Genomic DNA, 22,878 nt, shown 5'->3' with positions numbered 1-22,878 from the left:
CGGAGAACAAAAATGAGCAACGTGCAATATGGAATTAGCCCTCTAACTTGGACCAACGACGATATGCCAGAACTGGGCGGTGAAATCCCTTTGGAAACTTGTTTAAGTGAAATGGCGGAAGCTGGATTCACAGGCACTGAGCTAGGTACAAAATATCCGCGTGATCCGGAAGTGTTGGTACCTCTACTTAAGGAACACGGCCTTGTGCTTGCGTCAGGATGGTTCAGCGGCAACTTAATGACCTCGAGTGCTGACGAAGAAATCGCTGCAATGCAGGATCATATCAAACTTCTAAAAGCCGCGGGCTGTAAGGCAATGGTATACGGAGAAGTGAGCAACTCGGTACATGGTGATATCAACACGCCACTTTCGCAACGTGTCATTTTGTCTTTGGATGAGTGGAAAACGTATTGTGAAAAACTCACGACAGTGGCGGAGTATCTGTTAAACGAGCACGACATCAAGCTTTCGTTCCACCATCACGTGGGCACTATTTGTGAAACTGAAGATGACATCAACTTAATGATGGAGCTGACAGGCGACGCCGTTTATCTGACTCTGGATACGGGGCACATCACCTATGGCGGTGGTAACCCGGTGACTATGATTAAACGTTGGGGCCATCGAATCGGTCATATGCATTTTAAAGATCTACGTCTTGACGTGATGAAGGCAGCGCGCGACGCCGATAAATCCTTCCTGAATGCAGTACTAGATGGGGTGTTCACAGTGCCTGGTACTGGTGATGTCGACTACGACGATGTATTTGCAGCTCTTAAAGAGCGTAATTATAAAGGATGGTTGCTTGTGGAAGCTGAGCAGGATCCTGCAAAAGCTCATCCACTGACTTACGCGAAAACGGCTTACCAAAATATTAGCGGCTACGCGGAAAAATACGGCCTGTAATTAAGGATTGGAGGTGAAGGGAGCGCTCCCTTCACCGCAAGCTACGAGGTTAGGGGAAAATAACGTAGCTTATTCATGGAACGGACAAAGTTTTAAGACGACCGAGGAATAGAATGAAAACTGTACGCCTAACTGTCGCAGAAGCGCTAGCACAATACTTAGCGGCTCAAATGATCGAAATCGATGGAAAAAAAGAGCAATTATTTGGTGCCGCTTTTGCTATTTTTGGTCACGGTAATGTGACTTGCTTTGGACAGCAACTAAAGAACATTGAAGATAAGATTCCAACTTGGCGTGGCCAAAATGAACAGTCAATGGCGACCGCAGCTATCGCTTATGCAAAAGCGAATAAACGCAGACGCATCGGTATAGCGACAAGCTCGATTGGCCCTGGTGCCACTAATATGGTGACTGCGGCGGGTATTGCACATACTAACCGTCTGCCCGTTCTATTGATCTCTGGGGATGCATACGTAAGTCGTCTTCCAGACCCGGTTCTGCAGCAGCCAGAGAATTTCTACGATCCATCGATCACTTGTAACGACGCGTTCAAACCTCTGACTCGTTACTGGGATCGTATTATATCACCAACTCAGTTGATGCATTCTTTACCACAAGCGATTGACACTATGCTTGATCCGGAAACCTGTGGTCCGGCGTTCATTGGCTTACCGCAAGATATTCAAGGTGTGGCTTATGACTTCCCAGTGGTCTTCTTTGAAGAGAAAGTCCATCGTATTCGCCGACCTGAGCCAGAAATTGCCGATTTGCAAGACGCAAAAGCGCTGCTGCTGAAAGCGAAGAAACCTTTGGTTATCTCTGGTGGTGGCGTTCATTACTCATTAGCAACGGATGAGCTGGCAGAGTTCGCCGAAAAACACAATATCCCAGTGGTAGAGACCATCGCGGGTCGCGCAACTATGCTGCAAGACAACTCGCTAAACGCTGGCCCTATCGGTGTAACAGGTTCTAATTCAGCAAACTACATGGCTGCAAATGCTGACGTTGTGGTCGCTATCGGTACGCGACTACAAGACTTCACAACGGGCTCGTGGAGCGTGTTTCAAAACCCAGATATGAAGCTGGTAACCATCAACGTTGGACGATTCGATTCGATTAAACACCGTGCACTTCCAGTGAAATGTGATGCGAAACGTGGCTTGGTTGAACTGTCTAAGCTGATGGGTGATTGGCGTGCGGATGATGAGTGGGCTGCGACGGCTAAAGAACAAGCGGATGAGTGGAAAGCATTGGTGCATCGCAGAACTCACCCACAAGAGGGCGATCTACTACCGGGTACGTCTTCGTATGCTGAAGTGATCGGTAAACTGAATAAGTCGATGCAACCAGGCGACACAGTCCTAACGGCTGCTGGTGGCCTTCCGGCTGAGCTAGCGATGAACTGGCAAAACTACCAGATCGGAAAGTTTGATATTGAGTTTGGTTTCTCATGTATGGGCTATGAAATTGCAGGTGGCTGGGGAGCGAAAGTCGCTAATCCAGACAATGATGTCGTTGTGTTAGTCGGTGATGGCTCTTACCTAATCCAAAACTCAGACATTTACTCTTCAGTGCTGACAGGTCACAAGATGATTGTGGTGGTTTGTGATAACGGTGGTTTCGCTGTCATTAACAAACTGCAGAACAACACTGGGAATGACTCTTTCAACAACCTACTTGAAGACTGCCGTCGTCCAGATGGTGAACTTGCCCGCGTTGACTTCGCGAAGCACGCAGAAGCACAAGGCGCGATCAGTGAAAAACTGACGTCCATGACAGAATTTGATGCGGCATTCCAGCGTGCAAAAGAAGCAGACCGTACCTACGTCATCGTGGTCGACATTGACCCAGTTTCACCAGCCGCATGGTCTAAGTGTGACTGCTGGTGGGAAGTCGGTCTACCTGAAGTAACTCGCAATAGCAACGTAGCGCAGAAGGTTGCGGAATGGGAAGAAGGTCGAGTTTCTCAGCGTCGCGGTGTTTAGCTTAGGTTTTTATCAGTTACTTATTAAGTTATTCGGCTCCTAGTAAATGGAGCCATACAAGGAGTCAAGCATGTTTAATGAAGAGCATCATTTTGAACAACCAATCCGTTGGGCAATGGTAGGTGGCGGCCGCGGTAGCCAAATTGGTTACTCACATCGCAACGCAGCACAGCGCGACGGCCTGTTTAAGCTCGTAGCAGGTGCATTTGACCTAGACGCTGACCGTTGCCGCGACTTTGGCGTCAATCTTGGTCTTGACCCAGAGCGTTGCTATTCAAGCTACAAAGAGCTATTCGAACAAGAAGCCAAACGAGAAGACGGCATCCAAGCGGTTTCGGTCGCGACACCGAACTCGACGCACTATGAAATCTGTAAAGCAGCATTAGAAGCCAACCTCCATGTGGTGTGTGAAAAACCGATCACTTTCACAACGGAAGAAGCAGAAGAGTTGAAAAAGATCGCGGCAGAAAAAGGTCGCGTTATTGGTGTTATGTATGGCTATACCGGTTTCCCAATGGTTCATCAGGCTCGTGAAATGGTGCAACGTGGCGACCTTGGTGAGATTCGCGTTATCAAAATGGAGTTCGCGCACGGCTTCCACAACGAAGAATACGAAAAAAATGATCCAGGTTTGAAGTGGCGCGTCAGTCCTGAAGTGTCCGGTCCGACTTATATCCTTGGCGACGTCGGTACACACGTATTTTATCTATGTGAAATGATGACTGGACTAGAAGTGGATCGTTTGGCTTGTATGCGCCAAAGCTTTATTAAGTCGCGTGCGCCACTAGAAGATAACGCGCACGTTATGCTTCAGTTCAAAGGCGGAGCTGTGGGTACGATTTGGGCTTCGGCAGTGAACTCCGGTTCTATGCACCAACAAAAAATTCGCATTGTTGGCTCTAAAGCGTCTATCGAGTGGTGGGATGAGCATCCAAACCAACTTCGCTATGAGATTCAAGGAGAGCCACCACGCATCCTAGATCGTGGTATGGGCTACCTTTACCTAGACGCAGAAGGCGTGGCGACAAACCGTGTTGGCGGTGGTCACGCAGAAGGTTACTTTGAGTCTTGGGCGAATCTATATCATCGCTTTGCGCTAGCGTTTAACGCTGCTGACCATGATGATCAAAACACACTATCAAATCTATGGTTCCCAGGTATTGACGCGGGTATCGAAGGTGTTCGCTTGTGCGAAAAGTGTGTTGAATCATCTGACCAAAATGCAATTTGGGTAGATTACAAATAATAGGAAAGACGATGACAACAATAGCACTTCAACAAGATAGAACGTTGGATGCCATCGTACTTGGACGTGCGGGCGTAGATCTCTACGCTCGTGAGCCTGGCATAGACATGGCTGATATTTCAGGTTTTAACAAGTTTGTGGGTGGATCAGCGGCGAATATCGCAGTGGCCATCAGCAAACTTGGTGGCAAAGTAGGCTTTATTGGTTGTGTAGCAGCCGATGCATTTGGCGATTATGTCAAAGGTTACATGAGCGATCAGGGGATCAACCTCAAGGGCATGATGACTGACGACTCTGGCTCCAGAACTTCCGTTGCATTTACGGAAATGAAACCCAGTGATTGTACTGTTCTGATTTATCGCAATAACGCGTCAGACCTGACCATTAAGCCCGAGGATATCAGTCCTGAGTACATTGCTAGTGCAAAAGTTTTGGTTGTAACAGGGACTGCGCTTTCAGAAAGCCCAAGCCGTGAAGCAACTATTCTAGCGATGCAACATGCGAGAAGAAGCAACACGCTAGTTGTTCTGGATGTGGATTACCGTCCTTATTCGTGGCGAACTGACACTGATGCCTCCATTTACTACGGCATCGCATCAAGCCTTGCCGACATCGTGATTGGCAACCGTGAAGAGTTCGACATGATGGAGACCGTCATTGCACCGGGCAACCAAGACGACGATGCTACCGCTGAACGTTTCCTTAGCGACAACACACAAATCGTCGTGATTAAGGCGGGTGAGTTTGGCTCTAAGGTTTATTGTCGAGATGGGACGAAGTTCTCTCAAGGTATCTTCCGCGTCGAGGTGAATAAACCGTTTGGTTCTGGCGATTCATTTGCGGGCGGTCTGCTCTGGACCCTAGTAAATGGAGGCACGTTAGAAGAAGGCGTCAGAAATGGTTCCGCTGCGGCTGCGATTAATGTAAGCGGCGACAGTTGTACTGAGGCAATGCCAACCAGAGAACAGCTTTTTGCATTTATTGAGACAAGAAACCAAGGTGTTTAGTGGCATCTCGTGGATGTAACTGAAGACGATATTGAGTCTCCCGGGCCGGTATTTTTATTCCGAATACTCACGGAAATACACACCATCGGGGCCCGGTTTTTTATCTAAGTAGTATGTCTTGATGAAGAAGCGCATTTTAGCGCAGCAGTAGAGTAGGTTTTTAGGAATGAATAACAGCGTAATAGAACAAGAGCTGTGAGGAGAAAGAACAATGGGTAAACATATACCTCCCTACAATAACAAAAATGAGCCAATTATAGGGATTAATGATGAAGTAACACCACTTTGCTATTTTAACCAAGTTCGCTTAGCGCAAGGTGAGAGCTTTACTCACGAAGTAGAAGGTTACGAGTCAGTCATCGTATTAGCTGGTGGTACTTGTAGCATTATGGTGACTAAAGACGACGGCAGTCAGCAATTTGACAATATTGGTAAGCGCGCGTCAGTTTGGGAAGGTAACCCAGAAGCCGTGTACGTTCCGCTTGGCTACCAAGCCGTGATCGAGTGTGTCAGTGAAAATGCGGACATTATGATAGCGGGTGGTAAGTTTGAAGCGTCATTAGAACCATTCTGCGTAAGAGAAGACCACGTAGATATTGTGCAATACGGCTCTGACGAAACGAAAACTCACCGAAAAATCAAGCATGTACTGGGACAATCGAATGCCGATAAGCGTGGTCGTTTATTAGTGAGTGAATTGTTTACGGTTGGCGCTGGCGGTTGGTCTGGTTTCCCACCTCATAAGCACGATGAGGACCGCGTAAAAGAAGATGGCAGCAAAGAAACCTTATATGAAGAGGTATACCAGTTCCGCTTCAACCCAGACTTTGGTTTTGGCGCTCAGTTTTTGTATGAACATGAAGATGACCATGGGCCAGTGTACCACGTCAAAACAGGCTCTGTTATCGCGATTGATAAAGGCTATCACCCAAGCGTAGCAGCACCAGGCTATGAGATGTATTACTTCACTATCATTGTAGGCAAAACATCTAAGTCTCTGATTCAACACTTCGATCCGCACCATGAATATCAAGTTGAAACCATCCCTGGTATCAAAGATATGATTGCGAAATTCAAGTAGGAGACGATTAATGTTAGTGAATCTTAATGACTTATTGCCTGATGCAGCAGACTCGGACTATTCAGTGCCATGTTTTAATATCTTTGGTTATGAAGACGCACGTGCAGTGGTAGAAGCAGCAGAAGAAGTGAATAAAGCGGTTATTCTTGCCTGCAACAAAGATGTGGTTGATTTTTATGGTGTAGAAACGGCCGCCGCGATGTTTTTGAACCTCGCCAACAAAAGCTCTGTACCAGTGTGCCTTCATTTGGACCATACTTACGAAGAAGACATTGTGTATCGAGCGCTCAAAGCAGGGTTTAGTTCGGTAATGTTTGATGGATCTCAGTTGCCGTTGGAAGAAAATATCGCGCGTACGAAAAAAGTGGTGGACGTCGCTCATGCGCTGGGGGCTTCTGTAGAAGGTGAGATTGGTTCTGTGCCTTATGAAGAAGGTCGAGACCACATCAAGTCCATCTATACAGAGCCAGAAGATGCTGCACGATTTGCAAAAGAGAGTGGTGTGGATTGCGTAGCTATCTCAGTTGGTAACATTCACCGTTTAACTGAGCCGACTTGTACCATTGATTTTGGCCGCCTAGATCGTATTGCCAACGAAGTGAGTGTACCGCTCGTCATTCATGGCACAAGTGGGATTCGCGATGAAGATATGATTAAGCTAAAACACAGCCGAGTGTCCAAGTTCAATATTGGTACTTGCTTACGTCAAGCGCTTGGACATAATTTACGCGGATATATGAACGATGAGCCGCAAAAGTTTGATCGAATCTACTTTATGCAAAAGGCGATGCCTTATGTTAAGCAAGAAGCGATTCGCAACTTTGAGTTATTATCATAAAATAGAGTCCCCAACCTAATTTATAGGAGGGGGACCTGTTCACTACTTTTTCGCGTTCGAATAGGAGAGCGTTATAGCTATGGATGTTGAAGTTAAAGTACCTGCCGATTTAGATACGTTGCGCGAGCTAATCGTAAAGCGTTACGACAGCTTAAGTAGTAGGCTGCAGCAGGTAGCTGATTTTGTCATGGAACAACCTATGCTAGTTGCCGTAGAGACCATGGCGACCATTGCTCAGCAAGCCAATGTGCCTTTGTCGACACTAAGTCGATTCTCAAATGCCATGGGGTTTGATGGCTTTACGTCCATGCAGGTATTGTTCAGAGATCAGTATCTGAACCGCCCAAGAGATTACAAAGAGCGCGTTCGTAAAGCGCGCGAAATCGAAGATGTACCTCATGACTCACCTCAAGCTATTTTCCAAGATTTCGGTGACGCAAACGTAGACGCGCTTGAACAGCTTCAGGTCAGCGTATCACCTCAAAAGCTTGAACGTGCAGTGTCCATGCTTGAGGGTGCTGAAACCATTTATATTCAAGGTATGCGCCGTGCGTATCCTGTTGCTTTCTATCTTTGGTATGCTCTGATGAAGTCTGACAACAATGTGGTGTTGCTGGATGATCACGGCGGTATGTTATCTCCAATGACACGTCGTATGAATGAAAAGGATGTGTTGTTTACCATTACCTTTAATCCATACGCTGAAGAAACCAATGATCTTATAGATGTGGCTTACAAGAAAAAGGTGCCTATCATCGCGATCACTGACAACCATATGGCGCCCCAAGGCAGCAAGATGGACGTTTGCTTTGAAGTGCAGGAAGGGGAAGTGATGGGTTTCCGTTCACTGAGCAGTTCTATGTACCTAGCCCAAACCCTTGCTGTGAGTCTGATATGTCGTGAAGTAAATTGATCTTATTTATTATCCAAACCCAATATAACGAGTAAGCCTTGCCGAAGAGAAATAGCAAGGCTAATCGCCTTGTTATCTAATTTTTGGAGGCTTAACCATGCGTTTTGCTCTACACGGAATGTGTTCCCTTCATAGTAATATCATTTCTGATATTCGCCTTGCTCACGATACTGGTTATCAAGGGCTAGAAATTCATACTGAAAAACTTTGGCGTTACATCAGAGCTGGGCTTTCAGCCGAGCAGTTCAAGCAACGTTTAGATCAATTCAACATTGAGCCAACGGCTATCGACATTATTGGTGCTATTGAAGTCACTGATAAAGCGTCTAAAGATCAGCTATTCAAAGATACTGAAACCTTGTGCAAGTTCGCTAAGGCCATAGGGGCGCCTACTATCCAGCTCAACGCATTTGAGGCACTGAATGGTTTGTCTATCGAGCAAAATATTGAACTTACGGCGCAAAATATTCGATCAATTGCGGATATTGGCATGGAATATGGCGTCCGTTTCCAGTACGAGGGAGCCGCTTGGACACCTATTGCAAAGCTTGAGGACTATTACCGACTTCATGATGCTGTTGGGCGTGATAACTTCGGCTTTGTTCTCGATACCTGGCATTTTTGGGCATGTCGCGGCGCGACACTTGAACAAGTGTCTGACATTGATGCGTCGCTTATCTATAACGTCCACATCTCCGATGGGGCTCGCCCAGCAGAAAACGAAGCATGGCCCGACGAAAGGCTATTACGCGGTCACTTTGTGGGGGAAGGTCATATCCCGCTTCAAGAGTGGGTAGATGCTATTGTGGCTACGGGCTACCAAGGATTCTATTCGGGTGAATACCTCAACGACCAAATGTGGGAACAAGATTACCATGACGTCGCCAGTAAAATGCTACAAGGGATGAAGGCACTTTTTCGCTAAATCTAACCTAGCTTACTTAACAGGCTAACCGTAGTGGAATGGGCTGAATTCATTGCGGAATGATTAGCTCTAGTCGCGGGTAAGGTTTCTAAGGCGACGAACCAGTTGAAACGATTACCGTTTACCACAGTTACAATCTCAACGAGATGGCAGGCTAAAAAAGTAGTGGCTATTCAGTTGGGAAAAGACCATGAATAGGTGAATTTCGATAACTATCTGTAAGAGCGGTCGGATAAAAGAGAGTTTGCCAACTATTGAGTAAACAAAAGCCTCAGAGAAGATAAAAGCGAGGCTAACAACCATCAAAGGAAGGAAGGCAGAATGTATAATATCGCGCTATTTGGAGCAGGACGCATTGGACAAGTTCATGCCGTAAATATTGCTGGCCACCCAGAAACCACCTTGTACTCAGTGATTGACCCTTATGATGTCAATGCGAACTTATTGTGCGAACAATATGGCGCTAAGCGTCAGTCTATTGAAGAAGCGATGGCGGATCCACAGGTTCACGCCATCTGTATTTGTTCTGCGACAGACACTCACGCGGATCTTATCGAATTGGGTGCTAAAGCAGGCAAAACGATTTTCTGTGAAAAGCCAATCGATTTAGATTCTAGTCGAGTACATGATTGTTTGGGTGTGGTAGAGCAGCATAACGTACCTCTGCTAGTGGGCTTTAATCGTCGCTTTGATCCCCATTTTGCTAATCTCAAACAGCGTGTTGTGCAAGGGGAGATTGGTAAGCCTGCCACATTGACTATTACTTCACGAGATCCTGAGCCATCTCCAGCTGAGTACAGTAAAGTATCTGGTGGCATGTTCCGAGATATGACAATTCATGATCTTGATATGGCGAGATTTATCCTCGGAGAAGACCCAATAGCCGTCACGGCACACGGTAGTTGCATGATTGATGAAGATATTGGCAAAGCGGGTGATATAGACACGGGTGTGGTTGTACTAACGTTTGCTTCAGGGGCTACCGCGACGATTCAAAACAGCCGTAAATCAGGCTATGGCTATGATCAGCGTATCGAGCTGCATGGCCAATTGGGAATGCTTAAAGTCGATAACGTTCGAGAGAATTTAGTTAGCGTCACATCAAGTGAAGGTAAACAAAGTGCTAAACCGCTTCATTTCTTCTTAGAGCGCTATAAAGATGCTTATATTGCTGAATGGCAACATTTTGTTGATGTCCTCAACGGCAGTCAACCTAGCTGTTCTGGCGTAGACGGCGCATTTGCACTGAAGTTGGCGGATACCGCTATCCAGTCGATGAAGGAAAACAAGACGATATTTCTCTAATGAGACATTGAAAATGCCCCGAACGAATCGGGGCATTTTTTAAGTGTTTTTGTTTATGAAGGTGCATCTAAGATGCCGTACCTTCTCCAACGGCCATCGCAACAGCCATGCTTTGTACCAAACACAATGAAGCGGACTGCGAGCGAAAGGCGTCGACTCTCGCTTCTTTTATCACGAAACAGACGTCGCTGAATGCGACAAGAGGGCTGACCTGGCTGTCAGTAATCACTATCTGTTTTGCTCCCACCTTGGATGCAACCTCACTTAACGCCACGGTTTCACTGGCGTAGGGGCTAAAGCTGATGGCCACGACTGCATCATTGGCTCCAATCATACTAAGTTGCTCTTCATACATGCCACCGAGTCCATCGATAAGGAAAGCTCGTTTATTGAGATGTCTCAGTGCGTAAGTGAAGTATGACGCCACACTAAAAGAGCGCCGTAAACCAATAAGGTAGATGTTTTCGCAGCTCTGCAGGATATCAATAGCGCGGCTTAGATCTTCTTCAGATGCTTGTGAAGCCAAGAGGCTCAAAGCTTCTGAATTGGCGTTAGCAAACTCTTGTAGAATATGTTTTGGGTTTTCTGGCGCAAGATGCTCAGCCTTCATTTGCTTGTGAAGACGTGCGCGGTCAGTATAGCTCGATGTCTCTTCAACGATCTTGTTTCGAAACAGTTGTTTCATCTCATTGAACCCACTAAAGCTGAAAGCGTTAGCAAAGCGAATGAGTGTTGAAGGTGGTACCTGCGCTTTTTGGGCGATGACGGCCACAGTTTCGAGAGCGATGTCGCTTGGGTTATCGAGTACATATTTCGCGACTTGCTGCAGTCGTTTGCTTAGGTGGGGATACTCTTCTCGTATCCGTTCTTGTAATTCACTTAATGTAGCTGCCGCTGACATAGCGCTCTCCGAAAACTAAACCGATTGGTATTTCAATAAAATACCTCAATCGTATCTATATTGAAATGTTTGTTTCATTATCTAGATAATGGGGGAAGTGGGGGAGAAGTTATGAAAAAAGCGCCTTTAAAAGGCGCGTTGAGCGAAATTGAGAGCGACGTTTACAAGGTATACTCGTCGCCTCGTACCCTACTTACTCAAATTAACAGGAAAGGAACTATTTACTCTTCTTATGTCGTTTCATATCAAACATTACCGCAAAGATGATAACTAAGCCTTTTACTACTTGTTGCCAGTATGCTGATACATTGAGTAGATCAAGACCGTTTTGCAGTACACCCATGATCATTGTGCCGATGATGGTGCCTTGAATAGTACCTATACCACCCGCGTGAGAAACGCCACCAACGGTTGCCGCTGCGATAGCATCTAGCTCATACATCACACCCAGACCAGGTTGTCCCGAGTTAATACGTGCAGCCAGGATTAGTGCTGAAATACCCGCTAGTAAACCGGCATAGGTATACACTAAAATTTTATAACGCTTAACGTTGATACCGGATACATAGGCTGCGGTTTCGTTACCACCAATGGCATAGGCATATTTACCGAAGCGTGTATAGTTAAGTAGGACATAAGAAACAAAAGCCATAAATGCAAAGATCAATACTGGTACTGGGATGCCTAAGACACTACCTTGACCAATCCATTGGTAAGAGTCGATAAGGCTACTTACCGGACGTCCATCTGAGTACAGCAGCGCTGCACCACGAGCCACGATCATCATCCCCAGTGTTGCGATAAATGGTGGAATGCCCGTGTATGCGATGAGAGCACCATTAATATATCCACAGAGCGCACCCACAGCCAGAGCTGCAATGATTGGTACGATAATAGGAAGCTCAGGCATGGCAGGGTACATTCTCATCGACCAGTCAATGGTCTGTGCCATACTCGCCGATACGACAGCGGCGACCGCCAATACTGAACCCGATGAAAGGTCTATACCGCGGGTGATAATGATGATAGTCACGCCCAGCGCCAGCAAGCCAATACTCGCCATTTGCGTAAGAACGTTCATTAGGTTCGCTACGGATAAAAATACAGGGGAAAGAATGGACATAACGATACACATAAAGGCGAACACGACGTATATCGCGTATTTGGAAACCATTCTTTTGAGGTTATTTTGTGCCTGACCTTCGCCTGAGGTCGCTTTTATCAATTTTGCAATCATAACTGCATTCCTTGAGTTACTACTTTGTACTTTACTCTTTACAAAGAAAAGTGTGAGTTCTTTAAGCTTGTGGGACTCAACAGATGTTAGTTGAGAGCCATCGACATGATTTTCTGCTGCGTGGCCTCAGCCCCTTCGATTTGGCCTTTCATTTTGCCTTCATGCATGACTAAGATTCGGTCGCTCATGCCCATAACTTCAGGTAACTCTGAAGAGATCATCACTAAGCTTTTGCCCATTCCGGTCAACAAACGCATCAGTTTGTAGATTTCCGATTTAGCACCGACATCAATGCCTCGGGTAGGTTCGTCCAAGAACAAGATATCTGGCTTAGTTAGCATCCATCGGGCCAACAGTACTTTCTGCTGGTTTCCGCCACTTAGATTTTCAATCATTTCGTGCATGCCGGGTGTTTTGACTCTCAGCTTGCTGCAGTGGTCTTCGCTATCCTTTTTCATTTTCCGAATATCAAGCACGTTAACGACTTTATTTCGATAAGCATCTAGGTGAGCGATTGACGTATTAGCAAATATATCCAGCATTAGATACAAGCCTGAATGGCGACGGTCTTCAGTCAGGAATGCCATTTTGTGAGATATTGCATCTTGGGGAGAAGTGATTTCTACGCTATTCCCATTGATGCGGATAACACCCGCACTTTTTTCTCTTACGCCAAACAGAGTCTCTATTAATTCTGTTCTACCAGCACCAACAAGACCTGCAATTCCCAGGATTTCACCTTCATGTAGCTTGAAGTTAATGTTCTCGAACACACCATCGACCGTCAGATCGGTAACTTCCAGCCGAGTTTTGCCAGGTTTGGCTGTTGGGGGTGGGAAAACGTCACCAAGATCACGTCCTACCATCATCTGGACGAGTTCTTCGTTGTCGGTTTCGTTGGCGACACGCTCACCAACAAAGCACCCGTCACGGAATACAGTAATGTCATCGCAAATTCGGAAAATTTCGTCCATTTTATGGCTGATATACACGACAGCACAGCCGCGAGACTTCAACATTTCGATGATCTCGAAGAGGTGATCAACTTCTTTGTCTGTAAGAGCTGAAGTTGGTTCATCCATAATGATAATTTCTGAGTGATAGGAAATCGCTTTGGCTATCTCGACCATCTGCATTGTTGCAACAGTTAAATCACTCATTGGTGTTCTCGGATCGAGGTTCAAATCGAGCTTCTGTAGCAATTCTTCCGTATCTTTATACATCTTTGCGTGATCGACGAGACGGAGAGGACCTTTTAGTGGCTCTCTTCCTAGCCAGATATTTTCAGCAATACTGCGATGCAAGATAGGGGATAGTTCTTGGTGAATCATTGAAATTCCAGCTTCTAGTGCCTCTTTCGCACCATGAAAATCAACGGGTTCACCTTTATAACGGATGGTGCCACTATCGCGTTGATAGATCCCAAACATTACTTTCATTAGGGTGGATTTTCCTGCGCCATTCTCACCCATTAGTGCCATTACGCGGCCACTTTTTAATGTGAGTTGCACGTTATCCAGCGCTTTAACACCAGGGAAAGTTTTAGTGATTCCACGCATTTCGAGTAAGACTTGACTCATAATATTTCTACTCCGAAAAATGCTCCGTATTCAAAAGAGGGGGGAATGAATACAGAGCAAGGGGTGTTAACCTTTGTGTTTCGCTTCGAATGCTTCTATATTGCCTTGAGTGACAAGCTCGGCTGGGATCCAGGTAACCTGGTCATGTTGATTGCCTTTTACTGCATCAACAGCAGCGTCAATAGCACCACGAGCTTGGCCTGCACCATCCTGGAAAACAGTCGCACTTAACGCCCCTTTTTTGACCGCGACTAGTCCATCTGGAGTTGCGTCTACGCCAACTACGACTATGTCATCTAGTCTGCCAGCGGCTTGAAGTGCTTGAATCGCGCCTAATGCCATGTCGTCGTTGTTCGCTACAATGACATCCAGTTTATCGCCCGAATTTAGCCAGTTCTCCATTACCATCATGCCTTGTGAGCGTTGCCATAGGCCAGTTTGCTTTCTAACAATTTTGAAATTTGGATTATTTGCTAAGTAGTCTTCTACACCTTTGGTTCGCATGATTGCAGCCTCGTGAGTCAGCATACCCATGAGAATGGCAACATTACCGCCATCAACAGAGTCTGAAATGTACTGAGCTTGAGTTTCACCAAACTTCAGTTCTTCAGATCCAACGTAAAATACGCTGTCAGGGAGGTAGTCTGGTCGACGGTTCAAATAAACAAGCTGAATGCCAGATTTTATGATGCGGTCAGTCAGAGGCTGTGTTGCATCGGTGTTCACTGGAACCAGAATAATCGCGTCCATTTGTTGAACGATGAAGTTTTCTATTTGCCCTAATTGTTTTGCTGCATCTTCCTTGGCATCGACATATGTAAGCTCGACTTTACCGTCGAACTGGTCTGCATATTTATCCATCGCGTCTTTCATGTAGACCATAAATGTGTCATCAAAGTTAGGTATAGCGACACCAATTCTAGTGACATCGGCTTTTTTTTCTTCTTGTCCACAAGCCGTTAAGACAATCAGGCCCAGCACCACCAATGTACCTTTAAATAGTGCTTTTGCTTTCGAACCGAGTATTAACATTTTATCCAGCAGCATAGTAATCCCTTGTTTCTTCGTTGGCATAAATGCCTCCTTGGTATGCTTCACACCTAACCGTAGATAGATATGAATATTTCATTTCGTTATCAGATGAAATCAGTACAGCTTCCATCTGTTTTTACCCTGATTTTTTGCAACAGAGGACCGAAAATGGTTTTGAAAAAAATTTTTTGTCCCGCGTTGTTTTTAACTATAAGGTGATGTTTGAATTATCACCACTGTTAATGTAGCGCAATTGTTAAAACTGTTACCTTGATCTCGATAAGACATAATGCTCTAACTCTTGTTTTTGTTTAATTTGTTGAAATATATGCGTATTACCTACTTGTGGGTATGTGGTTTTAATTTGTGATCTGGAGCGTGTTTGGTGTAATTATAGTATGAGTTTACTTTTTTACTGGATGAAAAATAATTTTCATGTTTATCGGTGTTTTTGTGCTTGTAACTTTATCAGGTTAAAAAAAATAGCCATTGGTCACAGTTTTGAATGCTCATTTCAAAATACAATTAAATGAAATAAATATTTCACTTAATTGAGGGCGTCTCACACTCGAGTCTGCCAATCTGAGGAGAATGTTATGAGCAGTAGCGATAAAAAATTGGATGTTATCTGCATGGGGAGAGTCGCCGTTGATTTCTATGGTCAGCAGATCGGTGCTCGTCTTGAAGATATGAGTAGTTTTTCTAAGTATCTGGGAGGATCTTCAGGGAATGTCGCGTATGGAACGGCTAGACAAGGTTTAAAGTCATCAATGTTTGCCAGAGTTGGTGATGAGCATATGGGGCGCTTTCTTAGAGAAGAGTTACAAAGACTTGGTGTCGATACCAGTCATTTAATCACTGATAAAGAGCGGCTCACTGCTTTGGTTATCTTAGGCATTAAAGATGACGATACCTTCCCATTGATTTTTTATCGCGATAACTGCGCTGATATGGCAATAACGGCAGACGATGTTGATGAGGATTACATTGCTTCTGCCCGTTGCTTGGCAATTACAGGGACACATCTGTCTCATCCTAAAACGCGACAAGCTGTACTAACGGCATTGCGATACGCGAGAAAACACGGTGTCAGAACGGTTCTAGACATTGATTATCGTCCTGTACTCTGGGGGTTAACTTCTCTTGGCGATGGTGAAACACGTTTTATCGAGTCTGAACAAGTAACGACAGAGTTAAAAGAAGTATTGGGTTTGTTTGACCTAATCGTAGGCACCGAAGAAGAGTTCCATATCGCGGGAGGAGCAACAGAGACACTGGCTGCATTAAATGGTGTTCGCCAAGTCTCTGATGCAGTTCTTGTCTGTAAGCGAGGGGCACTTGGTTGCTCTGTTTACGAATCGCAGATTCCGGACAATTTGGACGGGGCATTTAACGCCAGAGGCGTGAGAGTCGATGTGTTAAATGTTCTGGGGGCAGGGGATGCATTTATGTCGGGCTTACTCCGTGGTTACCTAAATAACGAAAGTTGGCAACGAGCTTGTGACTACGCTAACGCATGTGGGGCGCTTGTAGTATCGCGTCACGGGTGTGCACCAGCCATGCCAAGTAAAGATGAGTTGGATGATTATTTAAGTCGAGCGGAACACGTTCCACGACCAGATCTTGATGAAAAACTTACCCACTTACATAGAGTCACTACGCGAGATAAAGAGTGGGGGGATTTATGTGTACTGGCTTTTGACCACCGAATGCAGCTTGAACAGATGGCAAAAAACGTTGGGGCACCTCTAAGCCGCATCTCGATATTGAAGAAGCTCATCTTGAACGCCTACCAGGAAACGGTGGAAGAACAGGGCTTGCAGCGCAATGCCGGTTTACTTTGTGACGGAACATATGGCCAAGCTGCGCTAAATGAAGCAACAGGCAATGGCTGGTGGATTGGCCGTCCTATTGAATTACCCGGTTCATGCCCGCTGGAGTTAGAGCACGGCAATTTAGGTGCCCAACTTATTTCTTGGCCACAGGAGCATATTGTAAAGTGCTTAGTGTTTTATCATCCCAATGATGCTGTGGAGTTAAAAGCTCAACAAGAGCGTACTCTTACTGACATCTACCGTACGTGTTGCCAATCTGGTCATGAGCTACTTCTCGAAATTATATTGCCACGCGATATGCCTCAGGATGACCTGTACTACCTTAAATCAGTTCAAAGAATGTATGAAATAGGGATCAAACCAGATTGGTGGAAGTTACCTCCACTGGCTGAAGCTGGGTGGGAGCAGTTAGAAGAGATTATCGAGCGCGAAGATAAATACTGTCACGGTGTTGTGCTGCTTGGACTCGATGCTCCACCGGAAGAACTCACGGCAGGCTTCAAGTGTGCTAGAACGAGCCGTTTGGTGAAAGGTTTTGCGGTTGGGAGAACGATATTTGGTGAGCCTTCGAAAGCGTGGTTAGCCAATGAGTTATCCGACGAAGAATTCAAAACGCGAATCAAACGTAACTACTTAAACCTCATTTCTGCTTGGAAACAGCGAGCTTAATCACTGCACGCCAAGTCAAACTAATTTTCAGTGTCGATATTGAGCTTGGCAAGGAAATAAATAACTAATTTGGAGCAATCATGGAAACCGTTCAAAATTACATCGCCGGCAACATTAAAAACAGCACCAGCGAGCGTTTCTCTCCCGTTTTTAACCCGGCTACAGGAGAGCAAACCAAGCAGGTGGTATTGAGCTCTGCGGCTGAAGCGACTGAAGTGGTCGGCGTGGCTAAACAAGCGTTTATGTCATGGTCGAAAGCGTCACCATTAAAGCGTGCGAGAGTGATGTTTAAGTTTAAATCGTTACTTGAGAACAACATGGATAGACTAGCTCGCGTCATTTCAAACGAGCACGGCAAAGTGTATTCAGATGCTGTGGGTGAAGTAACACGAGGGCTAGAGGTTGTAGAGTTTGCTTGTGGTATTCCGCATCTTCAAAAAGGTGAGCACTCAGCGAATGTTGGTACAGGTGTTGATAGCCATTCATTAATGCAGCCACTGGGCGTGTGCGTGGGTATTACACCTTTTAACTTCCCAGCAATGGTTCCAATGTGGATGTTCCCAATCGCTTTGGCTACAGGTAATACTTTCATTCTAAAACCGTCTGAAAAAGATCCTTCAACTGCGCTTATTTTAGCAGAGCTTCTCCAAGAGGCAGGCCTTCCGGACGGAGTTTTTAACGTTGTTAATGGTGACAAAGAAGTCGTTGATGCGCTGCTTACTGCACCAGACGTTGAAGCGGTGAGCTTTGTTGGCTCTACACCCATTGCGGAGTACATCTATACTACTGCTTCGGCTCATGGCAAACGCTGCCAAGCTTTGGGCGGAGCAAAAAACCACTGCATCTTAATGCCGGATTCGGATATGGATATGGCGGTAAACGCGATTATGGGCGCAGCATATGGTGCAGCGGGTGAGCGCTGTATGGCACTGTCGGTGGTGGTTGCTGTCGGTGATGAAACAGCGGATGTTTTAGTTGCAGAGCTGAAAAAGAAAATAGCAGAGATGCAAGTGGGACCTGGCATTGTCGAAGAGGGAGAAAACGACATGGGGCCTGTTATATCAGCTCAACACAAACAGAAGATTTGTGACTATATCTCATCGGGCGAAGAACAAGGTGCAGCGATTGAGGTTGATGGCCGAGACTTTTCGGTTCCAGGCCATGAAACAGGGTATTTCGTAGGGCCGACACTGATTGATAAAGTCACTTCAGATATGACCATATACAAAGAAGAAATCTTTGGTCCGGTACTTTCCGTGGTCCGAGTCAGTGATTACCAAACCGCGTTGAAACTGATAAACCAACATGAGTATGGCAATGGTACCGCTATTTTTACTCGGGATGGTGAAACAGCAAGGCAGTTTAGCGAAGACGTTCAAGCTGGCATGGTGGGAGTTAATGTACCAATCCCAGTGCCGATGGCGTTTCACAGTTTTGGTGGATGGAAACGCTCAGTGTTTGGACCGTTGAATGTTCATGGTAATGATGGCGTACGTTTTTATACAAAAATGAAAACCGTTACTAGCCGTTGGCCTGCTAGTGTTCGTCTTGAGCAGCACTCCAGCTCTTTCTCTATGCCTACTTTGGGATAGAGAGGTTTAGTACATTGCGTAGCCAATAGAAAATGAATGAGGCTCTCAGATCTTCATTCCTTTTCTATACGACAGTAGTCGACATATACCGGCTCTGGAAGTGTTGGCGTATGTCGTATTTTAGAGGCAATGGCTAGATTAGCGTTTTGGTTAAGCGCGTATTCACAATAAGGATTTATCACGAGTCGAACGTATATGTTTGGCATATTCAAACCAATATTCTATTCGCGCTTGCATAGCGGCTTCATTATTTTCTGGGCTTTAAGGTGAGTAGGTTTATGCCTACTGTCCAAGTGGCTATTCAGTAGGGAAACAGAGCTTATCTTTCTTCTGGAGAATTCTGGATAAGTTCGTTACATTATTTCTTCATTCGGTATAAGGATTTACTCGAGTATTTATGAAGTTTTGTGACGAAACGTTGGCCCCTCCAATACTGGCATATGCACACAATTATTTTCATGGGGATGTAGAACCCCCTCATACTCATCAGTGCGCTCAGTTTTTACATGCTTTAAACGGTGTTATTCGAGTGGATACACAATCAGAGTCGTGGGTTGTGACAACGAATCAAGGGCTATGGGTACCTGCTGGTATCTCACACAGCCTTAGAATTACGGGGGACGTTCGAGTTCGTACGCTTTTTGTTGATCCTATGGCAAGGGCAGACCTTCCCAATACCTGTGTGCTATCGAAAGTTTCGTCGTTGCTGACCAGTTTAATTGTTGAGGCCGTATCTCTACCTGATATTCGGGTAGCGGGAACGCGAGAAGAACGAATATTTGAACTGATACTTGATGAATTACGTTTGCTAAACCCCATTGATTTTTATCTCCCCAATCCAAGAACAGAGGCATTGGTCATGCTCTGTAAAAACGTATCTGAGCGTCTTTCACACCCATGGACAGCTTCAGATGCTGCCAAGTATTTGGGCCAAAGTGAAAGAACTGTTTCTCGTCGGTTTCAGCAAGAGCTAGGTCTAACGTTCACAGAATGGCTGCGTCAGAAACGATTACTATATGCGTCTGAACTTTTAGCCAGCGGGTGTAGTGTGTTAGATACTGCATTAGCGATTGGATATGACAGCCCTAGCGCATTTAGCGCGATGTTTAAAAGTCGAACAGGGCTGTCTCCGAGGGAATATTGTCCAATGGTTATTCCATTAGAACACGATTAAAGGGCTAAGTTAGTCTGTAGTAGATTAGAATAGGCATTCAACAATGCTTGTAGAGAAGCTTTTGTTGCATCTTCTTCAATTGCGACACCAAAAAAGCTTACGTTAGAAATCGCAGACTGCAGCTGCACATAACTAGCCGCTTTACTCTGGGTTCGTGAACCGAGAGTATGCTCGTGATAGTCAACGATATTCACCTGCAAACCATATTGTTCCATTAACCCTTTTAGCAACGCAGACATTAGACCATTCCCATAACCAACACATCCTATCATTTTGTTGTTGTGATGAATTCTGGCTTCAATTTTTTGGCCAAGCTCTGTTGTTTGGCTGTGATAGCTCTGCAAGCTTATGGTCGGGTTACTCACTAGACCATAAGACTGCCTGAATAGTTGCCATAGTTCCGAAAGGTTAATTTCACATCCCGATCTATCGGTATGACTTTTCACTTTCTTACTCAAATCGGCTTGGAGCATTTTAGGCAGTAACAATCCGTGGTTTTCTTGGAGTAACCACGCAGCACCACTCTTACCTGACTGACTATTTACACGAATCACTTCTTCATAGTTACACCCCAAATCCATAGGGTCTATCGGCAAATAAGGGATATCCCAGAAGGTCTTCAACTTAGAGCTAGGCGAAGAGAATCCTTTTTTAATGGCATCTTGATGCGATCCCGAAAAGGCGGTGAACACTAGCCTTCCAGCATATGGGTGACGAGGATGAACAGGGATTTCGTTACACTGCTCGACGAGTTCAACCGTATGCCGAATGTCAGGAAAGCGCAATTTAGGATCAATGCCTTGTGAATAAAGGTTTAGCGCGAGTGTGACCAAGTCAACATTACCTGTACGTTCACCGTTACCAAATAAACAACCCTCTACCCGAGCAGCTCCTGCTAATATGGCGAGTTCGGCACTAGCAACACCAGTGCCTCGATCATTATGAGGGTGAACACTGATAGTGACGTGCTCTAATGAACTAAATGTATTTATGAAGTGTTCAATCTGGTCTGCAAAAACGTTAGGAGTGTTACGTTCAACCGTTGTTGGCAGGTTAATGATAAGCTGGCATGTCTTACTTGGTTGCCACACGGACGCTACTGCTTCACAGATTTCAAGCGCAAACGCGGGTTCAGTAAAATTGAATGTCTCTGGCGAATACTCAAGAGTCCATACAGTTTCAGGGCGTTTATCACACAAGGCTTTAATCTGCTTAGCCCCATTTACAGCAAGTTCTAGAGTAGACTTTTTATCCTGAGAAAAAACAATATCTCTAAAAGACGGAGCTGTAGCATTGTACAAATGGACTATGGCCTTAGGCGCCCCTGTCAGAGAATCAATAGTTCGCTCAATCAAGTCCGATCTGGATTGCGTAATCACCTGAATAGTAACATCATCTGGAATTAACTCGTTCTCGATCAGACATCGAACAAAGTCAAAATCCGTTTGCGATGCTGATGGAAATGCAACCTCAATCTCCTTGAATCCAGATTCAACTAAGTGGTTAAAGAGCTTCAGTTTTTTATCAATATTCATTGGGTTAGATAAAGACTGATTACCATCTCGTAAATCGGTTGAACACCAGCGAGGGGCTTTGTCTAATATCTTCGATGGCCAGGTTCTCTGTGGAAAGCTGATAACAGGAGCTGCTCGGTATTTTTCTGATGGTATTTCTAACATTGTTAATTTGTCCTTTCTTTGATGAGAAAAGTTCATGCTAGAAGACTTTGTGAATGATATCTGAATAGAAGTTGACGTAAATCGTCGTGTTTTGGACAGGGGTATTACATCATTAGTACGAGAAGGGATATTTATCCAGCTTATTTTCGAACCGTTCTTGCTTAAAAACTTTCGCCCCATTCTCATCGAGAGTGATAGCTCATTTACACCCTGTTAATGTCAATTTGCCATATCTCGACTAATGCGTTGATGGGTAGCATTCCTAATTACAACAGTCTCTCACTCACCGATGCAGACATGACGAAAATTTCTTGATTATAAAAAAAAGGTAAAGAGGTTAGAGGAGTTTCAAATTCGCAGCTTTAAAGGGAAGAGGATGCACAGTTCGGCACTTTCTCATTATCAAAAATTTCTAGCAGATCTATCTCAAGTCGATGTAAATGCAGATACTAAGCAAGTTATGTCGGATAAGACATTATCGGAAACAGAAAAACGATTCTAGTAAATATTAGGATGGGACAAGGGCAGTTTCGGTCGAATCTTATTCAAATGTGGCGTGGGTGCGCGGTTACGGGATATAGAAACACGCAAATGTTGTTGGCCTCTCATATAAAACCTTGGCGTGATTCAAATAATGAAGAGCGTCTGGATAAATTTAATGGGCTCTTACTGCTGGCTAATTTGGATAAAGCATTTGATATTGGTTTTATTTCTTTTGATGATAACGGAGAAGTTATGATCTCTAGCCACTTAGAAGATTCTACAGTAATCGGGCTGAGAGAGGGCATGTATTTTAATGTTCGTCCAGAGCATAAGGCTTATCTCGGTTATCATCGTGCAGAGTTATTTAAGGTCTTCTAAGATAAATATCTACAGAAGTAAAAATAAAACGTTACGAACGTATATTAAAACATTTCTAAAAACATGCTTTAGACAAAAACTGTCCTAGACTGATTAGTGAACTGTGTAAACA

General features: G+C 45.0%; 17 protein-coding genes and 1 pseudogene. 13 read left to right on the top strand and 5 right to left on the bottom strand.

The genetic code is table 11. The features are described from left to right. The first annotated feature begins 12 nt into the window (after positions 1-12). The 9 genes from iolE (at position 13) to iolG (ending at position 10,206) form a co-directional block, all read left to right on the top strand. Positions 13-906: a myo-inosose-2 dehydratase gene (gene iolE, locus L3V31_RS08535; protein WP_237315655.1), complete on the top strand. Its 894-nt coding sequence runs from the start codon at positions 13-15 to the stop codon at positions 904-906. A 113-nt stretch (positions 907-1,019) separates the two neighbouring features. Next, positions 1,020-2,891: a 3D-(3,5/4)-trihydroxycyclohexane-1,2-dione acylhydrolase (decyclizing) gene (gene iolD / locus L3V31_RS08530; protein ID WP_237315654.1), complete on the top strand. Its 1,872-nt coding sequence runs from the start codon at positions 1,020-1,022 to the stop codon at positions 2,889-2,891. A gap of 70 nt (positions 2,892-2,961) precedes the next feature. Next, entirely contained in the window at positions 2,962-4,137 is a 1,176-nt protein-coding gene (locus L3V31_RS08525) for a Gfo/Idh/MocA family oxidoreductase (protein ID WP_237315653.1), read from the top strand. 11 nt (positions 4,138-4,148) lie between these two features. After that, the gene (gene iolC, locus L3V31_RS08520) at positions 4,149-5,144 is read left to right on the top strand and encodes a 5-dehydro-2-deoxygluconokinase (protein ID WP_237315652.1); all 996 of its coding nucleotides are present in this window, start codon (positions 4,149-4,151) and stop codon (positions 5,142-5,144) included. A 211-nt stretch (positions 5,145-5,355) separates the two neighbouring features. Beyond that, a complete protein-coding gene (locus L3V31_RS08515; protein WP_237315651.1) occupies positions 5,356-6,225 on the top strand; it encodes a 5-deoxy-glucuronate isomerase in 870 nt (289 codons plus the stop codon). 10 nt (positions 6,226-6,235) lie between these two features. After that, positions 6,236-7,063: a class II fructose-bisphosphate aldolase gene (locus L3V31_RS08510; RefSeq protein ID WP_237315650.1), complete on the top strand. Its 828-nt coding sequence runs from the start codon at positions 6,236-6,238 to the stop codon at positions 7,061-7,063. Positions 7,064-7,142: 79 nt separating this feature from the next. Next, entirely contained in the window at positions 7,143-7,976 is an 834-nt protein-coding gene (locus L3V31_RS08505; RefSeq protein WP_237315649.1) for a MurR/RpiR family transcriptional regulator, read from the top strand. 97 nt (positions 7,977-8,073) lie between these two features. Beyond that, positions 8,074-8,901: a sugar phosphate isomerase/epimerase family protein gene (locus L3V31_RS08500; protein WP_237315648.1), complete on the top strand. Its 828-nt coding sequence runs from the start codon at positions 8,074-8,076 to the stop codon at positions 8,899-8,901. Between the two features lie 321 nt (positions 8,902-9,222). Further along, positions 9,223-10,206, top strand: coding sequence for an inositol 2-dehydrogenase (gene iolG, locus L3V31_RS08495; protein ID WP_237315647.1), 984 nt, complete (start codon positions 9,223-9,225; stop codon positions 10,204-10,206). Positions 10,207-10,273: 67 nt separating this feature from the next. Here the strand turns inward: iolG and L3V31_RS08490 are convergent, their stop codons facing one another. The 4 genes from L3V31_RS08490 to L3V31_RS08475 all read right to left on the bottom strand — a co-directional run bounded on the left by L3V31_RS08490 (position 10,274) and on the right by L3V31_RS08475 (position 14,998). Further along, the gene (locus L3V31_RS08490; RefSeq protein ID WP_237315646.1) at positions 10,274-11,107 is read right to left on the bottom strand and encodes a MurR/RpiR family transcriptional regulator; all 834 of its coding nucleotides are present in this window, start codon (positions 11,105-11,107) and stop codon (positions 10,274-10,276) included. A 217-nt stretch (positions 11,108-11,324) separates the two neighbouring features. Beyond that, complete coding sequence (locus tag L3V31_RS08485; RefSeq protein WP_237315645.1) at positions 11,325-12,344, bottom strand: ABC transporter permease; 1,020 nt, start codon at positions 12,342-12,344, stop codon at positions 11,325-11,327. An 86-nt stretch (positions 12,345-12,430) separates the two neighbouring features. After that, on the bottom strand, positions 12,431-13,924 hold the full coding sequence (locus tag L3V31_RS08480; protein ID WP_237315644.1) for a sugar ABC transporter ATP-binding protein: 1,494 nt from the start codon (positions 13,922-13,924) through the stop codon (positions 12,431-12,433). 66 nt (positions 13,925-13,990) lie between these two features. Next, positions 13,991-14,998: a sugar ABC transporter substrate-binding protein gene (locus L3V31_RS08475; protein ID WP_237315643.1), complete on the bottom strand. Its 1,008-nt coding sequence runs from the start codon at positions 14,996-14,998 to the stop codon at positions 13,991-13,993. Positions 14,999-15,552: 554 nt separating this feature from the next. On the opposite strand from L3V31_RS08475, the gene iolC (L3V31_RS08470) reads away from it, so the two are divergent. From iolC (L3V31_RS08470) to L3V31_RS08460, 3 genes are all read left to right on the top strand, one after another. Then, positions 15,553-17,460 (top strand): 5-dehydro-2-deoxygluconokinase, encoded by a 1,908-nt coding sequence (iolC, locus tag L3V31_RS08470; protein WP_237315642.1) that lies wholly within the window; start codon positions 15,553-15,555, stop codon positions 17,458-17,460. A gap of 80 nt (positions 17,461-17,540) precedes the next feature. Next, a complete protein-coding gene (locus tag L3V31_RS08465) occupies positions 17,541-19,052 on the top strand; it encodes a CoA-acylating methylmalonate-semialdehyde dehydrogenase (protein WP_237315641.1) in 1,512 nt (503 codons plus the stop codon). 397 nt (positions 19,053-19,449) lie between these two features. After that, a complete protein-coding gene (locus tag L3V31_RS08460) occupies positions 19,450-20,226 on the top strand; it encodes a helix-turn-helix transcriptional regulator (RefSeq protein WP_237315640.1) in 777 nt (258 codons plus the stop codon). On the opposite strand, the gene leuA is transcribed toward L3V31_RS08460, so the two are convergent. Continuing rightward, positions 20,223-21,905: a 2-isopropylmalate synthase gene (gene leuA, locus L3V31_RS08455; protein WP_237315639.1), complete on the bottom strand. Its 1,683-nt coding sequence runs from the start codon at positions 21,903-21,905 to the stop codon at positions 20,223-20,225. The genes L3V31_RS08460 and leuA overlap by 4 nt on opposite strands. A 283-nt stretch (positions 21,906-22,188) precedes the next feature. Here leuA and L3V31_RS08450 point away from each other — a divergent pair. Then, a pseudogene (locus tag L3V31_RS08450) lies at positions 22,189-22,766 on the top strand (HNH endonuclease signature motif containing protein); the annotation flags it as partial. Positions 22,767-22,878: the final 112 nt, after the last annotated feature.

The sequence above is a fragment of the Vibrio sp. J1-1 genome (assembly GCF_021728395.1).
In the GTDB taxonomy this organism is placed as follows: domain Bacteria; phylum Pseudomonadota; class Gammaproteobacteria; order Enterobacterales; family Vibrionaceae; genus Vibrio.
The sequence above is the reverse complement of the archived record's forward strand: the minus strand, read 5'-3'. Positions and strand labels throughout refer to the sequence as shown.

Excerpts from the sequence above, each read along its gene's own strand:
- iolE (WP_237315655.1), top strand. The coding sequence starts at position 13 with ATGAGCAACGTGCAATATGGAATTAGCCCTCTAACTTGGACCAACGAC.
- iolD (WP_237315654.1), top strand. The coding sequence starts at position 1,020 with ATGAAAACTGTACGCCTAACTGTCGCAGAAGCGCTAGCACAATACTTA.
- L3V31_RS08525 (WP_237315653.1), top strand. The coding sequence starts at position 2,962 with ATGTTTAATGAAGAGCATCATTTTGAACAACCAATCCGTTGGGCAATG.
- iolC (WP_237315652.1), top strand. The coding sequence starts at position 4,149 with ATGACAACAATAGCACTTCAACAAGATAGAACGTTGGATGCCATCGTA.
- L3V31_RS08515 (WP_237315651.1), top strand. The coding sequence starts at position 5,356 with ATGGGTAAACATATACCTCCCTACAATAACAAAAATGAGCCAATTATA.
- L3V31_RS08510 (WP_237315650.1), top strand. The coding sequence starts at position 6,236 with ATGTTAGTGAATCTTAATGACTTATTGCCTGATGCAGCAGACTCGGAC.
- L3V31_RS08505 (WP_237315649.1), top strand. The coding sequence starts at position 7,143 with ATGGATGTTGAAGTTAAAGTACCTGCCGATTTAGATACGTTGCGCGAG.
- L3V31_RS08500 (WP_237315648.1), top strand. The coding sequence starts at position 8,074 with ATGCGTTTTGCTCTACACGGAATGTGTTCCCTTCATAGTAATATCATT.
- iolG (WP_237315647.1), top strand. The coding sequence starts at position 9,223 with ATGTATAATATCGCGCTATTTGGAGCAGGACGCATTGGACAAGTTCAT.
- L3V31_RS08490 (WP_237315646.1), bottom strand. The coding sequence starts at position 11,107 with ATGTCAGCGGCAGCTACATTAAGTGAATTACAAGAACGGATACGAGAA.
- L3V31_RS08485 (WP_237315645.1), bottom strand. The coding sequence starts at position 12,344 with ATGATTGCAAAATTGATAAAAGCGACCTCAGGCGAAGGTCAGGCACAA.
- L3V31_RS08480 (WP_237315644.1), bottom strand. The coding sequence starts at position 13,924 with ATGAGTCAAGTCTTACTCGAAATGCGTGGAATCACTAAAACTTTCCCT.
- L3V31_RS08475 (WP_237315643.1), bottom strand. The coding sequence starts at position 14,998 with ATGCCAACGAAGAAACAAGGGATTACTATGCTGCTGGATAAAATGTTA.
- iolC (WP_237315642.1), top strand. The coding sequence starts at position 15,553 with ATGAGCAGTAGCGATAAAAAATTGGATGTTATCTGCATGGGGAGAGTC.
- L3V31_RS08465 (WP_237315641.1), top strand. The coding sequence starts at position 17,541 with ATGGAAACCGTTCAAAATTACATCGCCGGCAACATTAAAAACAGCACC.
- L3V31_RS08460 (WP_237315640.1), top strand. The coding sequence starts at position 19,450 with ATGAAGTTTTGTGACGAAACGTTGGCCCCTCCAATACTGGCATATGCA.
- leuA (WP_237315639.1), bottom strand. The coding sequence starts at position 21,905 with ATGTTAGAAATACCATCAGAAAAATACCGAGCAGCTCCTGTTATCAGC.